The 16,233-nt window shown below is 37.1% G+C and carries 11 protein-coding genes and 2 pseudogenes; 9 read left to right on the forward strand and 4 right to left on the reverse strand.

Annotation, left to right across the window (positions count from 1 at the left end; all coding sequences use genetic code 11):
* Positions 1-57 precede the first annotated feature (57 nt).
* From D4Z93_RS02185 to D4Z93_RS02205, 5 genes are all read left to right on the forward strand, one after another.
* A complete protein-coding gene (locus tag D4Z93_RS02185; RefSeq protein WP_119970121.1) occupies positions 58-3,531 on the forward strand; it encodes a DNA polymerase III subunit alpha in 3,474 nt (1,157 codons plus the stop codon).
* Positions 3,532-3,795: 264 nt separating this feature from the next.
* Positions 3,796-4,755 carry a 6-phosphofructokinase gene (pfkA, locus tag D4Z93_RS02190; RefSeq protein ID WP_119970122.1) on the forward strand — a complete coding sequence of 320 codons (960 nt, stop codon included), beginning with the start codon at positions 3,796-3,798 and terminating at the stop codon, positions 4,753-4,755.
* 338 nt (positions 4,756-5,093) lie between these two features.
* Positions 5,094-6,851: a pyruvate kinase gene (pyk, locus tag D4Z93_RS02195; RefSeq protein WP_119970123.1), complete on the forward strand. Its 1,758-nt coding sequence runs from the start codon at positions 5,094-5,096 to the stop codon at positions 6,849-6,851.
* Entirely contained in the window at positions 6,848-7,540 is a 693-nt protein-coding gene (locus D4Z93_RS02200; protein WP_119970124.1) for a DUF554 domain-containing protein, read from the forward strand. Before pyk ends, D4Z93_RS02200 begins: the two co-directional genes overlap by 4 nt.
* A 781-nt stretch (positions 7,541-8,321) precedes the next feature.
* Positions 8,322-8,711 (forward strand): DUF1540 domain-containing protein, encoded by a 390-nt coding sequence (locus tag D4Z93_RS02205; RefSeq protein ID WP_119970125.1) that lies wholly within the window; start codon positions 8,322-8,324, stop codon positions 8,709-8,711.
* A 6-nt stretch (positions 8,712-8,717) separates the two neighbouring features.
* On the opposite strand, the gene D4Z93_RS02210 is transcribed toward D4Z93_RS02205, so the two are convergent.
* On the reverse strand, positions 8,718-9,041 hold the full coding sequence (locus D4Z93_RS02210) for a DMT family transporter (protein WP_119970126.1): 324 nt from the start codon (positions 9,039-9,041) through the stop codon (positions 8,718-8,720).
* Between the two features lie 481 nt (positions 9,042-9,522).
* On the opposite strand from D4Z93_RS02210, the gene rlmD reads away from it, so the two are divergent.
* Together rlmD and D4Z93_RS02220 are read left to right on the forward strand one after the other, a co-directional pair.
* Positions 9,523-10,959: a 23S rRNA (uracil(1939)-C(5))-methyltransferase RlmD gene (rlmD, locus tag D4Z93_RS02215; protein WP_119970127.1), complete on the forward strand. Its 1,437-nt coding sequence runs from the start codon at positions 9,523-9,525 to the stop codon at positions 10,957-10,959.
* 321 nt (positions 10,960-11,280) lie between these two features.
* A complete protein-coding gene (locus tag D4Z93_RS02220) occupies positions 11,281-11,793 on the forward strand; it encodes a helix-turn-helix domain-containing protein (protein WP_119970128.1) in 513 nt (170 codons plus the stop codon).
* A 265-nt stretch (positions 11,794-12,058) separates the two neighbouring features.
* On the opposite strand, the pseudogene D4Z93_RS02225 reads toward D4Z93_RS02220, so the two are convergent.
* The 3 genes and pseudogenes from D4Z93_RS02225 to D4Z93_RS02240 all read right to left on the reverse strand — a co-directional run.
* Positions 12,059-12,967: pseudogene (locus D4Z93_RS02225) on the reverse strand (recombinase family protein); the annotation flags it as partial.
* A gap of 266 nt (positions 12,968-13,233) precedes the next feature.
* Positions 13,234-13,845, reverse strand: a pseudogene (locus D4Z93_RS02235) (DUF2800 domain-containing protein); the annotation flags it as partial.
* The gene (locus tag D4Z93_RS02240; protein ID WP_119970130.1) at positions 13,835-14,158 is read right to left on the reverse strand and encodes a DNA ligase; all 324 of its coding nucleotides are present in this window, start codon (positions 14,156-14,158) and stop codon (positions 13,835-13,837) included. The gene D4Z93_RS02240 and the pseudogene D4Z93_RS02235, both read right to left, overlap by 11 nt.
* Positions 14,159-15,358: 1,200 nt before the next feature.
* Here D4Z93_RS02240 and D4Z93_RS13420 point away from each other — a divergent pair.
* Both D4Z93_RS13420 and D4Z93_RS13425 read left to right on the forward strand, forming a co-directional pair.
* Positions 15,359-15,808: a hypothetical protein gene (locus D4Z93_RS13420; RefSeq protein WP_243105972.1), complete on the forward strand. Its 450-nt coding sequence runs from the start codon at positions 15,359-15,361 to the stop codon at positions 15,806-15,808.
* Between the two features lie 105 nt (positions 15,809-15,913).
* Positions 15,914-16,219 carry a hypothetical protein gene (locus D4Z93_RS13425; protein WP_243105973.1) on the forward strand — a complete coding sequence of 102 codons (306 nt, stop codon included), beginning with the start codon at positions 15,914-15,916 and terminating at the stop codon, positions 16,217-16,219.
* The last annotated feature ends 14 nt before the right edge of the window (positions 16,220-16,233 follow it).

The following is a 16,233-nucleotide window of genomic DNA, read 5'->3' on the forward strand; positions in this document are numbered from 1 at the left end:
TATAATTAATGTATTAGTAAAAATGATTTAATTACAGAAAGAGAAGAAGGTGGGTATGTGGAAAAAAAGTATGAATGGATAAGTTTACATCAGCATACGGAGTATTCACTTTTGGATTCCTCGGCTAAAATTCATAATCTCATAGCGAGAGCAAAAGAACTTGATATGAAGAGTATAGCAATAACAGACCATGGAGTAATGTATGGGTGTGTGGAGTTTTACAAGGAAGCAAAAGAGCAGGGAATAAAACCTATAATAGGCTGTGAAATATATGTTGCTCCAAAGTCTATGTATATAAAGCAAAATGATAGAGAGAATGAAAATTATCATCTGGTTCTCCTTGTAAAGAATGAGGTAGGCTATGACAATCTGATGAAGATAGTGTCTAAGGCGTCAATTGATGGATTTTATTATAAACCGAGAGTCGATCATGATTATTTAAAAACTCATAGTGATGGAATAATAGCATTAAGTGCTTGTCTTGGCGGAGAGATACAGTCATATATACTAAAAAATAGAATAGATAAGGCTAAAGAAACAGCCCTTTTTTATAAAGATATATTTAGTGATGGTTTTTATCTGGAGCTCCAGTATCATGGTATGGAAGAGCAGCTTAAGGTAAATGAAGAACTTATAAAAATGTCAAAGGAACTTCAAATACCACTTGTAGCAACTAATGATGTACATTACATATGTAAAGAGGATTTTAAGGCTCACGATGTACTTTTATGCATACAGACTGGAAAAACAGTTTATGAAGAGAATAGAATGAAATATCCTTCTGATGAGTTTTACTTAAAATCTCCTGAAGAAATGTATAAAATATTTTCCTATGTGCCAGAAGCACTAGAAAATACAGTTAAAATCGCAAATGAGTGCAATTTTGATTATGAGTTTCATAAATCGAAACTGCCAACGTTCCCACTTCCAGAGGATGTAGATCCTTTTGAGTATTTAAAAAATTTATGTTACAGCGGATTAAAAGAGAGATACAGTGATGTAACGGGTAAATTAAAGGAAAGACTTGATTACGAACTTGGTATAATAAATCAGATGGGTTATGTAGATTATTTTTTGATAGTGTGGGATTTTATAAGATTTGCACGTGAGAGTGGTATAATGACAGGGCCTGGAAGGGGATCTGCTGCGGGATCAATAGTTGCGTATACACTTGGAATAACTAAGATAGATCCTATAAAATACGGACTTATTTTTGAACGATTTTTAAACCCGGAACGTGTGTCAATGCCTGATATAGATTCTGACTTCTGTTATGAGAGACGAGGCGAAATGATAGACTATGTTGTCAAAAAATATGGAGAAGACAATGTCTCTCAAATTATAACATTTGGGACAATGGCCGCAAGACTTTGTATAAGAGATGTTGGAAGGGCAATGGATTATCCATATGGAGAAGTTGATAGAATAGCAAAGATGGTTCCAACTGTTTTAAATATAACTATAGATAAAGCTCTTGAATTAAGCAGTGATTTAAAGGAAGCTTACGACAGCGAGCAAAGAACAAAAGAACTTATAGACATAGCAAGATCGCTTGAGGGTCTTCCAAGGCATACTTCCACACATGCTGCAGGTGTTGTTATATCGTCTAAACCTCTTGTAAGTTATGTGCCGCTTCAAAAAAATGAAGGTAATATAGTTACCCAATTTACTATGGGAACACTTGAGGAACTCGGGCTTTTGAAGATGGATTTTTTAGGACTCAGAACGCTTACCGTGCTTAGAGATACTGTTAATATGGTGAAATCTAATAGGAATATATCAGTAGATCTGGATAAGATAGACTATGATGATCAAAAAGTTTACAATATGATAGGTAAAGGGAAAACTGTTGGTGTATTTCAGCTTGAATCTGCTGGAATGACATCATTTATGAAGGAATTAAAACCAGATTCCTTTGAGGATATAATAGCAGGAATCAGTCTTTATAGGCCGGGTCCTATGGCAGAAATACCGAAATATGTTAGTAATAAAAATAATCCCGGTAATGTTGAGTATGAGACACCTGAACTTGAATCTATACTTTCTGTAACATATGGGTGTATGGTTTACCAGGAACAGGTAATGGAGATAGTGAGAAAGCTTGCAGGCTACTCTATGGGAAGAAGTGACCTTGTAAGACGTGCTATGTCCAAGAAAAAACACCATGTTATGGAAGAAGAAAGAAAAAATTTTATATACGGTATAGTTGATGAAAATGGAGAAGTTACGGTACCTGGATGTATAAGAAATGGCATATCTTATGATATAGCAAATAGTATATTTGATTCAATGATGGATTTTGCATCATATGCGTTTAACAAAAGTCATGCAGCTGCATATGCAGTCATTGCATTTCAGACAGCTTACATGGTGTATTACTATCCAGCAGAATATTTTGCCGCTATGCTTAACAGTGTAAAAGGTGACAATGATAAAGTTGCATATTATATAAGATTTGCAAATGAAATAGGAATAGAGGTTCTTCCGCCTGATATAAATGAGAGCTATGCAAAATTCACAGTCAAAGAGGATAAGATAAGGTTTGGCCTTTCTGCAATTAAAAATGCGGGAGATAATGTAATAGACAGCATAGTTAGATCAAGAGAGGAAAAGGGAGAATTTAAGGACTTGATGGATTTTTGCAATAAGATAGATGTATCGTGTATAAATAAGAGAGTTGTAGAAAGCTTGATTAAAGCTGGTGCATTTGACTGTTTTAATGTGTATCGTTCAAAGATGCTTTCTGTTTATGAGAGAATATTGGATGGGATAAGTAGTTCTAGAAAAAAAAATATAGAAGGCCAATTGAGTCTTTTTTCTGATATAAGTAATTCCGGGGTTGCAATTCAATATCCAGATGTAAAGGAGTTTGATAAGAAAAACATTTTATCGATGGAAAAGGAAATGACAGGACTTTATATAACTGGTCATCCACTTGATGAATATAAAAAGACACTTAAATTACAAACAAGTGTAAAAATATCAGATATAATCGGAGATAAATCTTTAGAGAGTGATTTGACAAATCACATCAAGGTAGAAGATGGTACGAAGGTTATTATAGGTGGAATAATAACTTCCGCAAGTAAGAAGATAACTAAGAATAATGAAATGATGGCATTTATAAATGTTGAAGATTTGTACGGTGATATAGAAGTAATTGTTTTTCCAAAAACATTTAGTAGATATAGAAACCTTATATATGAAGATGATATTATTCTTGTAAAAGGAAGAGTTAGTATAAGGGAAGATGAACCCTCTAAGATTTTATGTGAGAGTATAGAGCCTTTAGTCAAATTAGAAAGTCAAAAGTTATATATACTAATAGACGAAGAAGCTTTAATGAAGTCAGCAATTGGCAGGGTGAAAAATATTTCGCGTGAGTTTAATGGAAATACTCCAGTATATATATGCACTAAGAAGGAAAGAAAAAAATTTAGATTGGATAGTGAATACTGGGTAGATTCCAATAATGACTTTATGTATGATATAAGAAAAGAATTTGGTGATCAAAATATAAAATTAATTTAGATTTATAAATTTAGAGTATATTTTTTTGATAATAAACAAGAATATAAAATAAGAAAAGAAGTTTTTAAATACCGGATAGATTTTATTATTAGTTTATCCGGTATTTAATTAAATTTAAAGGTATAATATGTCGATATATAAAAAATTTTCATTTAATTAAATTTGGTATAATGAAAAACCTAATATTGTATGATATAATAAACCTATAGGGCGTGTAACCAATGTGGGACATAAATTGTCCATGCGGTCATAGGAGGTATAAATATGAGAACAATAGCTGTATTGACAAGTGGTGGGGATGCACCTGGAATGAATGCTGCCATAAGAGCAGTAGTTAGAACTGGTCTGGATAAGGATCTTGAGGTTATGGGAATACAAAGAGGCTACAGTGGTTTATTAAATGGAGAAATATTTAGAATGGATAGACGCAGTGTAGCTGATATTATACAAAGGGGAGGAACCATGCTTAGAACTGCACGCTGTGAGGAATTTAAAACAGAAGCGGGAAGAAAGAAGGCTTATAATATACTAAAAACGTTCAGAGTTGACGGACTTGTAGTTATAGGCGGGGATGGTTCATTTAGAGGTGCTCAATTGTTATCAAAGTTAGGTATAGCTACAATTGGACTTCCTGGTACTATTGATAATGATTTACCATATACGGATTATACTATAGGATTTGATACAGCAATAAATACTGTGCTTGATGCGATAAATAAATTAAGGGATACATCCACCTCTCATGAAAGGGTAAGTGTTATAGAAGTTATGGGAAGAAATTGCGGGGATATAGCACTTTATTCGGGTCTTGCCGGTGGTGCTGAGAGTATAATAGTCCCTGAAAAGGGATATGATCAAAATACTCTGTGCAGAACTATACTTGAAGGAAAAATGAGGGGAAAGATGCATAATTTAATAGTCCTTGCAGAAGGAATAGGTGGAGCTGAAGAGCTCGCAAAAAAGATAGAAGAAATTACTGGAATGGAGGCAAGGGCCACTAAACTCGGGCATATACAAAGAGGGGGAAGCCCAACTTGCATGGATAGAATTTTAGCTTCCAGAATGGGGTATAAGGCAGTTGAACTTCTATCTCAGGGAAAATCTTCAAGAGTTGTGGGGATAAATGGTGGAAAGATAGTTGATATGGATATAGATGAAGCTTTGGCTGTCCCACGTAAATTCAATGTAGAGCTGTATAAAGTAGCAAATGTATTATCATATTAATTTATATGGTTTATAAGTGAAAGTTTAACTTATGCTCCGACCAGGATTTCTAAAATATGTCACGTAAAAAATCTCTAGTAAGTCTAAGCTTGCGCTTAAAAAAATCTAAGCAGATTATATAAACTCGCTTTGCTCAAACATATATAATCTACTAAGACTTTTAAGAACGCTTCGCTAAGACTTACTACAAAATTTTCTAATGTGCCTTAATTTTAGAAATCCCGACCTGCGCATAAGTTAAGCTTATAATTACAAACCCTATAATTACTTGTAAATAAATTTTTATTAGATAAATAGATTTTATTATAAAAAAATAAATTTATATAAGGAGAGTAATTATGCAAAAGACTAAAATGATTTTTACAATCGGACCTGCCAGTGGAAGTGAGGATGTTCTGTCAAAGCTTATTGAAGCCGGAATGAATGTTTCAAGACATAATTTTTCCCATGGTGACCATTCAGAACACAAGGTGAGGATGGATCTTGTTAAAAGACTCAGAGAAAAATATAATAAACCAATAGCTATAATGCTTGATACAAAGGGACCGGAAATAAGAACCGGTAATTTTAAGGATGAGAAGGTTGAGCTTAAAGAAAGAGATAAGTTCACTATATATTGTAATGAAGAGGTTGTTGGTGATGATACAAAATGTTCAGTAACTTATGCTGGATTGTGCAAGGATGTAAAAAGTGGAGATACTATATTAATAGATGATGGTTTGGTAGGACTTGAGGTTGAAAGTGTTGATGGAAATAAAATTCACTGTGTAGTAAAAAATGCCGGAATGGTAGCAAATCATAAAGGTGTAAATGTGCCCGGTGTATCAATTGATCTTCCGGCTATAACCGAAAAAGATGAAAGTGATTTGATATTTGGCTGTGAGCAGGATGTAGATATGATAGCTGCTTCATTTATAAGAAAGGCGGCAGATGTACTTGCAATAAGAAAAATATTAGAAGCAAATGGCGGACATGATATATTGATATTTTCCAAAGTTGAAAGTCAGGAAGGTGTTAATAATATAGATGAGATAATAAAATTTTCTGATGGTATAATGGTGGCAAGAGGAGATATGGGAGTTGAAATTCCCATGGAGGAGGTTCCTCTTATACAAAAATCTATAATTTACAAATGTAATAAAGCAGGTAAACCTGTAATAACTGCAACTCAAATGTTGGATTCAATGATAAGGAATCCTAGACCAACCAGGGCAGAAGCTTCGGATATAGCAAATGCTATATTTGATGGAACAGATGCTATAATGCTTAGTGGAGAATCTGCAAATGGCAAGTATCCGGTTGAGGCTGCACAGACAATGGCAAGAATAGCTCAGACAGTTGAAGCTAAACTTGATTATGAAACTATACTTAGAAGAAATAAAGAACTTCATATTCAAAATGTACCTAATGCAATAAGTTTTGCAACTTGTACTACTGCAGAGGAATTAAATGCTTCTGCAATAATTACAGCTACGCAGAGTGGCCATACGGCGAGGATTGTATCGAAGTATAGACCGTCTTGTCCTATAATAGCTGTTACATCTTATGAGAGTGTTGCAAGAAAGCTGGCACTTAACTGGGGTGTGTTTGCAATACTAACTGAAAAGGTTAATTCGACAGATGAATTAATAGAAAAATCAGTTGAAATATCTCTTAAAACTAATTATGTTAAGAAAGGTGATCTGGTTGTAATCGCAGCAGGTATACCTGTAAGTTATTCGGGAACTACGAATATGCTTAAGGTTCATATAGTTGGAGATATACTTGCCCAGGGCAGAGGAGTAGGTACCCATCCCGGATATGGTACAGTTAAAATTGTGAATAGTGCCAGGGAAGCTTGCAATAGTATTGAAAGAGGAGATATTCTTGTAATAAAGAATCTTGATAAAGAGTATATATCAGTTTTAGACAGGGTTGCCGGAGTAGTTGCTGAGGATGGAGGATTGACTTCACACCTGGGAATAGAGTGTATATCAAAAGATATTCCACTTATCTGTAATGCCGGTGCTGCAACAGAAGTATTGAAAACGGGGTCGTTTGTAACTCTTGATGTGATAAGAGGAATTGTATATAGTGGAAGAGCCAACATAAAATGATAGGTGTAATTGTTAATTCTATAGCTATTATTTCAGGAAGCATTATTGGTCTGTTGTTTAAAAAAGGAATTTCTAAAAAGATTACTGATGCAGTTATGGTTGGAATAGGTTTATGTACTATTTACATTGGAATATCAGGGACGTTAAAGGGTAAAAATACTTTGATACTTATAGTTTCCATTGTTATAGGTACTATCATCGGTGCATGGATTGATATTGACAAACAGATAACTATTTTAGGTGAATGGATTGGAAGAAGATTTAAATCATCTTCTGATAACTCTATTTCAGTTGCCCGGGGTTTTGTTGCAGCAAGCCTTTTATCTTGTGTAGGTGCGATGAGTATTGTAGGCGCATTAAATGCAGGACTTTCTGGAGATAATACTATGCTTTTTACAAAATCTGTACTTGATTTTATATCATCAGTGGTACTATCTGTAAGTCTCGGAATTGGTGTATTGTTTTCAGCTTCTTTTGTTTTCTTATTTGAGGGCGGCATCGTTTTGCTGGCACAGTTTTTACAGCCAATTTTGACTAGTGCAGCTATTGGAGAAATCACATGTACAGGTTCCATAATGATAATAGCACTTGGATTAAATATAATTGGTATTACTGAAATTAAGGTGGCAAATTATTTGCCTGCAATTATTATAACTCCTATTCTGTGTTGGATGGTAACACTAATATAGGGTTTGTAACTGAAAGCTTAACTTATGCTCCGGCCAGGATTTCCAAAATACGTAACGTAAAAAATTTCTAGTAAGTGTAAGCTTGCGTTCATAAAAGTCTAAGCAGATTTTATAAACTCGCTTTGCTCAAACATATAAAATCCACTAAGACTTTTAAGAATGCCTTGCTAATACTTACTACAAAATTTTCTAATGTGCCTAAATTTTAGAAATCACGACCTGCGCATAAGTTAAGCTTAGATTTACAAACCCTATATAGAGCGCTAAAATTCCTCTGAAGCATAAAAAATTATAATTTTTTATGCATTTGCGCTGTTAATAAGCAGGGAACCTATTGAAATTTTATTAGAAAATAATGTATAATATTCTACACTATGGGTAAAATATTATGATGGATAAAAAAAGAGACAACTGATTCTATTTTTGCACCTTTAATGGTGCTTTTTTTTATTTTCTATTTGATTAGATATGTATAGATTTTTTAATTCCAAGCTTAAGTTATACTCCAGTTGACATTTCCAAAATTCGTCACGTAAAAAATTTCTAGTAAGTCTAAGTTCGTATTTATAAAAATCTAAGCAGATTTTATAAACTTGCAGGCTCAAACATATAAAATCTGCTTAGATTTTCAAAAATACTTCACTAAGATTTACTAAAAAATTTTTTAATGTGCTTACATTTTGGGAATGTCAGTTTACGTATAACTTAAGCCCGGAATTAAAAACCCTATAGTATAAAATTTGTTCTATGTAAAAAAATATAAACATAGGAGGTATTTTATATGGAAACTAAATTGAGTTGTGATGTTAGAAATTGTGTAAATAATATAAGTGGGCTGTGTGATGCGTATATGATTAATATTATTGGAAGTAACGCACGCGAAAATTCTTCAACGGAGTGTGAAACATTTGCAGATAAAAATATTTTAAATATGGCGAAATCACGATTTATAAACTCAAATTTGGATGGAGAATTTAAGCAGATATTTACTAATGAATCTATAGAAATGAGTCCAAAGATAAAATGTGAGGCAAAGAATTGTGTGCATAATGCAAATGGCGACTGTAGTGCTGCAAATATTCAAATACATGAATCCAGGACTAAAGATGGAAATTTATCACAATGTCAGACTTTTAAATCATATAAGCAATTTAATAATGTGCTGGATTAAAAAAGCTTAGTGGCTAACACCACTGAAATTTAATCCTATAACACCTAATATAATAAAAAGTATAGATACTATTTTTAAAACATTAATGTTTTCTTTAAAAATAAGAATTCCTATTATTGATATAACAGTGATTCCTGCTGCACTCCATATAGCATATGCAACACTAATAGGTATTTTCTTCAATGACATTGCAAAAAAAGTAAAACATATGGTATATGTTAAAAATGTTCCTACAACTGGCAAAGGTTTTGTAAATCCATTTGATATTTTCATACAAGTCGTTCCTGCAAGTTCGAATACAATAGCTACAAATAAATAAACCCATTCCATAATATAAGCCTCTTTTCTATTACATGGTATCAGTATAATAGAAAAAAAGATTTTAATCAATAATATAACCAGAGATTTTGGGGAAAATATTCTCTATGTGTAGTTTAAATGCACAATCTCTTAGGTATAGGGTTTGTAACTGAAAGCTTAACTTTATGCTCCGACCGGGATTTTCAAAATACGTCACGTAAAAAATTTCTAGTAAGTCTAAGCTTGCGCTTAAAAAATCTAAGCAGATTATATAAACTCGCTTCACTCAAACATATATAATCTGCTTGGATTTTTAAGAACGCTTCACTAACACTTACTACAAAATTTTTTAATGTACCTAAATTTTAAAAATTCCAGCCTACGCATAAGTCAAGCTTAGAATTACAAACCCTATAAACATCTTGCTGAATTAAAGTTTTAGATTTTATGGACAAATATGTGTGTAAAATGTAGAATGGTTAGGTAAGATTTTGATATAGTAGGTGAAAACATGAAAAAAAATATTCCTGTAATTAAAAATCAGCAGTATGTTTTAAATATAGATAGTTCAGGCTATGAGGGAGAAGGTATAGGCAAAGTACAGGATTTTACTGTATTTGTACCGGGAGCTATGCCAGGTGAAGAGGTCACTGCAAAAATTGTCAAGGTAAACAAAAACTTTGCATTTGGTAAGTTATTGAAGGTTATAACTCCATCAAAGAATAGAGTTGAACCGATATGCAGCTTGTATAAAAAATGTGGTGGATGTCAGCTTCAGCATTTTTCATATGAGGCTCAGCTTGAGTTTAAGAAACAGAGGGTAAAAGACTGCTTGGAGAGAATAGGCAAGCTCTCTGTTAAGTTATATGAAGATAATTTAAATTATGATAAGGATATTATGAACAAGGATAATACAGTGATTTTATATGATACTATTGGTATGGAGAATCCTTATAATTATAGAAATAAGGTTCAGCTTCCGGTAGGAAAAGAGAAGGGTGAAGTCAGTATAGGATTTTATGCAAAGAGAAGTCATCAAATAATAAATATGAATACATGTGCAATTCAAAATAAGGAATCAGATCTAATACTTAAAATAATTAAAGATTGGATGAATGGATATGAAATAGAGCCTTATGACGAACGGAGCGGTACAGGAAATGTAAGGCATGTAATGATTAGAAAGGGTTTTAAAACAAATGAAATAATGGTTGTTATAGTAACTAATAGCAGAGAATTTCCACATAAAGATGAACTTGTTGAAACTCTAATAAATGAAATAAAATCTGTTAAGAGTATAGTTCAAAACATAAATATGAAGAAAACGAATGTGATTTTAGGGCAGGAGTGCAGAACCATATGGGGGAATGATTATATAAGTGACTATATAGGAGATTTTAAGTTTAATATATCTCCGCTGTCATTTTTTCAGGTGAACCCGGTGCAAACGAAGATGTTATATGACACGGCACTCAAATATGCTAACTTAACCGGCAGCGAAATAGTATTTGACGCTTACTGCGGGACGGGTACAATATCTTTATTTTTATCTAAAATGGCAAGAAAGGTATACGGTGTTGAAATAATACCTGAGGCGATTTATAATGCTAGAATAAATGCGGTTCAAAATGGTGTGAAAAATGTAGAATTCATAGTTGGCGAGTCTGAGAAAGTCATACCTGATCTTGTTAACAGAGGTGTGAATGCTGATGTTATTGTTGTAGATCCGCCGAGGAAAGGATGCGACAGGAAGCTTTTAGATACAATTGCTATAATGAAGCCAAAAACTGTTGTATATGTTTCATGTGACCCAAGTACTCTTGCAAGGGATTTAAATATACTTGGAGCTTCAGGTTACAAAGCTGTAAAAGCTCAACCTGTTGATATGTTCCCGCAGACGGCGCATGTGGAGACTATAGTGTTGATGTCAAGAGTCGAAGGGAAATAGTCGCGAAAGCCCAGTATTACTGCAGTTTTTGGGGATTCGAGCAAATTTGGTATCGAATAAGACAAGCGCTCTGTGGTAACTTATCTAAGAGTGCTTTGGCTCGAAAAGTGTAGGTTTGAGTAGCTGATTTAGATGTCACAGAGTTGAAGCTGTGGATTAGATGTCAAGGAGTTGTGTGTCCAAGATAGATGTCAACACCGTATTATGTTATTTTCAAGTAACATTCTATCTTACAGACCAAATGTTAATCCGCGTTGCTTGTGGCAACGGCCTGCTGTTCATACAATGAGGATAACAACTGAAGAAAGGAGGTTATCCTCGATGCTAAGCGAAAACATACAATCCATTAGAAAGTCAAAAGGGCTTTCGCAAGAAGAACTTGCAATTAAGCTAAATGTTGTGAGACAAACAGTATCCAAATGGGAACGAGGTTTATCGGTTCCGGATTCTGAAATGTTGATCACTATTTCAGATATTCTTGAAACACCGGTGAGTGCTTTACTCGGTGAGACTTACACTGAAACACCGGGCGATGATTTGAAAGTGATTTCTGAAAAATTGGAGATCATAAATCTGCAGCTGGCACGCAGTAAGGCTACTAAACGAAAAATGCTTCATTGGCTGTTTATTATATTGTGTATGCTCATTGTAATAACTGCTGCGGTTTTGATTTCACGTAATAGTCTCTACTTGAGTTGGGATTTCAATGATCCGGAAACTGCAGTAGTAGGAACGTTCCTTCATGCATTTGAATGGTTCTTTTTCAGATTAGCACCTATTGCGTTGATTGGAACTGTCGTCGGAATTGTTTTAACAAGAGAAAAAAGAAAATAGACAGACCAAGGCTCCTCACTACTAGCAAATGTGTCAGTGGCGAGGAGCCTTTTTATGCCTCGATCTCAATGCTTACACCGGACTTGAATTCTACGGTGAAGTGGTCTGCGAAGACGTTGATTTTCTCGATGAGTCGTCTGACCAGAGCCTTGTTAAATTCTGTGATGTTGGTTTCTTGTTGACCTATGAAGTTCTGCAGTTCTTTGATTCGGTTCATGGTTTCTTCTCGACTGTAGCTGTCAGCTTCGGACTTTCCCTTCTGTTCGCGGAGGCGGACAAGTTCGGCCTGCACCTGCAGGAAGAGTTCTTTCGGAATGATCGCCTCGTGGTCATCCTCGACGTAGTACTTGAGGTACCGTGCCGTTGTTTTTGATTCGCTTCTTGGTGAGAAAATCGACGGTGTAGGTCTTCTGCAGCAGAGCATCCCCCACGTACTTCTCGTTTCGGAGAATCTTGTTGATGGTGCTAGTGTGCCATTTTGTCTTTCCGGCACCGGCGAGGATGCTGTCTGCCTCAAGGCTAGCTGAAATCTTGTCCATGCTGGAGCCTTCGAGGTACTCTCGGTAGATTCACTTTACAATTTCTGCCTGCTCTGGGTCGATGATCAGGTGACCGTCTTTGTCCTTAGTGTAGCCGAGGAAGCGACTGTGATTCACCTGAACTTTTCCTTGCTGGTAACGGTACTGGAGATCGAGTTTCACGTTCTGCGAAAGACTCTGGCTTTCCTGCTGGGCAAGCGATGCCGTGATCGTGATCAGTACTTCGCTCTTGGCATCCATTGTATTGATGGACTCCTTTTCAAAGTTAGACTGGAATGTTTTTGTCTTTCAGCTGTCGGATGTACTGCAGGCAGTCGAGCGTGTTGCGGGTAAAACGGCTGATCGATTTGGTGATGATCATGTCAATGTTCCCGGTCATGCATTCATCGATCATGCGGTTGAACTCGTCTCGCTTTTTGGTGTTGGTTCCGGAGATGCCGTCGTCGGCAAAGATGCCCGCCAGCATCCACTCCGGATTGCTCTGAATGTACTCGGTGTAGTGGGTGACTTGAGCATCATAGCTGGTTTCCTGCTCATCGGAGTCTGTACTGACTCGACAGTAGGCGGCGACGTGAAGCTTGGGCTGCTCAGATTGCTTGATGGCGTCTGGCAGGAATAAACATGACATTGCCCATCAGTTCACCTCGCTTTCAATGAGACTGTATAGGTATTCTGCCTGCAAGCCTTGGGTCTTCATAGTGCTGAACAGCTTCGACAAGATGGAAGCGTGTCGGAACTGTAGCTTGCTTCATGGCTTTCTTGTGGTTCAGCCTGCCAAGCTTATCAAGCACGTCTGATACATTCCTTTGCAGCGCTGTCGAAAGTCTCCTGATCGATGATGGCGGTAAGAGGTTATTACCAAGATAGTGACTATTCTCCATCAGGCGTTTTGCTTCACCGTGGTAGGCTTCAAGACCTCATCTGACCAGTGGTAAAGATCGGCTTTATTGATTTCAAAAGTGCTGATATTTTGCTGCCTTGGCTGGTAGATGGTAATGGAAATTTGATCGATGTCGTAAATATCATCGAAAAGCTCCAAAGCTCCGAGGGCATAACATTTCATCTGCGGATTCTCATCTGTCAAGACTAGAACACCGAGTCCGTGCTTGTAGTCGATCACCCGAAGTGTGCCGTATGCGATAATGATGCAGTCAGCAGTCCCGAAGCCTTGTTCTACCCAGCGGGAGAAGTCCGCACGCTGCTCGATCAGGATGACCGGATCAGCACAGGTTTTCTTGGCGGCTTCGAATTGCTCCAGAACATATTTGGCATAGCCGGTTGTGCAGTCCTTCATCTCCTTGGAATACTAGGAAAGGTTTTCAGTCGGATCTTCGGTTGAAAGTCCCAGTGCTGACTTGAGTTTATGTTCCGCAAGTGAATGGGCATCGGTGCCTTCTGCAGCGTAGTCACTTCCCTTATCTTTATAATTTTCGGAGAGCCTTGCTGAAGGTGGACAGTGGAGCCAGCGGTTGGAGCTGGATGCAGAGAGGATCGCATGTGCTTTAGCTGCCATTTGCAATTACCTCCGCGTTCTTAAGCAGGGCTTCATAGTTTGCTGGATCGACTAACGAGAGCTTCGCGGCGCCGTATTTCTTGAGCAGGGCGCGTACCTCTGCGGTATGACCGGCGCGGGAGAGATTTGCGAGAACGGGCATTACATCTTTAAGTTTCAGCTTCCTCTTAGGCTCCGACTGTTTCTTAATAGGTGCTTCGGGTTCCTCTACTCCTGAAAATTGCTGGTAAAGCCAGTCGGCTGCGTCGTTAATAGTAGCAGCGGCATCCCGCAGGTCTTTTATGGTCTGATCTATTTCTGCCATCTTTGACATTCTGTTTTCCTCCTTTCTTGGATTGACATTGTGCGGCAAGGATTGAAAGGTTCCTTGCCAGTCTGGCAGATACACGACTGATGGAGTTCAAGAGTTTGATCTCCTCATTGATGTTCCCGTCGGTGTTTGTGTAAGTGCGGTACATTCTGTTCACCTCCATTTCTGAAGGCTTGTATCTCGTGCCTTCACCTTCCACTGGAGATGCACAGGTAATTTGAGCGGAGAATTTTAAAAGAAAATATTCCGGCCATCATCCCGAAGTGGGACAGTGGCTGGAAAGAGCAAGATATTACTTACTTTCTATCTTATGGAGCTCGGTGCGATACCTCTTCATCTGGTCGGCAAAAATGCGCTGTGGTCTGCCAAGAACTTTGGCAATCTTGCGGTCAGAGATACCTTCCGGGTTGTCTATCCAGAGTTGGATGATCTTGTCTGTCTCTAGGTCAAGTTGGCGCAAGATGTGCGATGAGCCGGGTAAGAAGTTGTCTGTCTGCTACAACGTCTTCAATAGATGGACTATTGTCGGTAATGTTCTCCCCGAGGGATACTGTGTTGGGTGCATGATATTCGCATAAATCGCACTGGCCATCGCATTTCCATAAGTAGCACTTAGGACACATGCAACAGCCGTGGTTCTGTTCGCGGGGATACGCCAGATTTCTGGGTAGAGAGAGCGGTACTGCTCCTCTGTGATAGGTACGAGAGTAATCCTGGATGGATTCTCCGGGTTACGAAGTGGATAAAAACGATTTTTACTTGTGTTTGTCATTTTGAGACCTCCGATTTTCGATTTCTCGAACCGGAGGTCTCAAAAAGGCGCAGCTATCCTATAGAAAGAGAATGCAGTCTTTCGGATTACTCCGATTCGGATTGCAGCTTTCCTGCTCATCAGTTAGCTGTGTTACATATTTACTTGTCCACCGAATAACATGAGCCATCGTTGATCGGACGATGCGTTATCCGGGGGGTTCGCTTCGTTCAAATTACAAACTAAAAATTCATATCTCGAATATAATGTTTGATATCTGGAATGTCGCGTGATATAATATACGTGGAATTTTTATGCGTTCACGGTATGTACACACACGTTTTCTTAAAGCTGTATTCAGTATATAAAATGGGTACCTTCGACTTGGGCCTTGTTTGGTTCAACGTGGTTCAGTGTGGTTCCAATCTTACGGAGGAAGGAGACGGTTAATCTTGGGATTTAAAACGCTTTTTTCAATATTGAAGAAGCATATGTCCGACGGCGATGATGTGCCGTATTTTTTTCGTGAGATTATGGCTATGATTACAACCGTTACAGAAGATGAGTGGAGTTCCAACAAAGACCCATCTGTAAAGACTAAGGACAATACCTTGCGCAATTATGTAAAACGCGGAATCTCAAAGAAACTGGCACAGGCGATTGTTTACAGACTTACACCGGAAATATTGACAGAACGGGTAAATGAGAAGAATGAAATTCAAAGATCGCTGATGGCTGATGATCTTCGTGGATATGATCCTTCAATTGATTTAGATAATGTCGGAGAAAAGGTTGCTGAATGGATGGTGGAGATCATTCAGACAACAGCAGGACTTGCTCAGCAGGACGCACTGGAGAAACAGAAGCAGCAAAAACTTGCTATAGAACTAAAGGATAAATAATGGTGAGTATCTTCTTACAGAGTCAACAGGTTTTTGCCCGAATTGTGGTAAAGAACTGACAGCTTCAAACAATGGCAAGACGAAAAGGTATATGAGGTCAGTCTTGTGGATCAAAATGCCGATGTGAAGCCTGAAAATCTTATAGCAATGTGCCCGATGTGCTATGCCACATATTTAATTGATGATAATAAAAAACTCTGTAAAGAGTTGCAGGGCAAGAAAAATGTCCTTACAACGCATAAGCAGAGCGTTCGTTTGCTGGACGACTTTCCGCTTGAAAAAGGAATTACAGGAGTAATTACAAAAATTAAAAAGTTGAAGGAAAAAGATCTGGTGCAGGCAGTACTTGATCCTAAGGAGCTTAATAAAAAAATCGATCCTTCTCAGAATCTGGCTTATACCTTTCAGTAAATAATTATGTAACT

The sequence above is a fragment of the Clostridium fermenticellae genome, assembly GCF_003600355.1.
Lineage (GTDB): Bacteria > Bacillota > Clostridia > Clostridiales > Clostridiaceae > Clostridium_AV > Clostridium_AV fermenticellae.

Excerpts from the sequence above, each read along its gene's own strand:
- pfkA (WP_119970122.1), top strand. The coding sequence starts at position 3,796 with ATGAGAACAATAGCTGTATTGACAAGTGGTGGGGATGCACCTGGAATG.
- pyk (WP_119970123.1), top strand. The coding sequence starts at position 5,094 with ATGCAAAAGACTAAAATGATTTTTACAATCGGACCTGCCAGTGGAAGT.
- D4Z93_RS02200 (WP_119970124.1), top strand. The coding sequence starts at position 6,848 with ATGATAGGTGTAATTGTTAATTCTATAGCTATTATTTCAGGAAGCATT.
- D4Z93_RS02205 (WP_119970125.1), top strand. The coding sequence starts at position 8,322 with ATGGAAACTAAATTGAGTTGTGATGTTAGAAATTGTGTAAATAATATA.
- D4Z93_RS02210 (WP_119970126.1), bottom strand. The coding sequence starts at position 9,041 with ATGGAATGGGTTTATTTATTTGTAGCTATTGTATTCGAACTTGCAGGA.
- rlmD (WP_119970127.1), top strand. The coding sequence starts at position 9,523 with ATGAAAAAAAATATTCCTGTAATTAAAAATCAGCAGTATGTTTTAAAT.
- D4Z93_RS02220 (WP_119970128.1), top strand. The coding sequence starts at position 11,281 with ATGCTAAGCGAAAACATACAATCCATTAGAAAGTCAAAAGGGCTTTCG.
- D4Z93_RS02240 (WP_119970130.1), bottom strand. The coding sequence starts at position 14,158 with ATGTCAAAGATGGCAGAAATAGATCAGACCATAAAAGACCTGCGGGAT.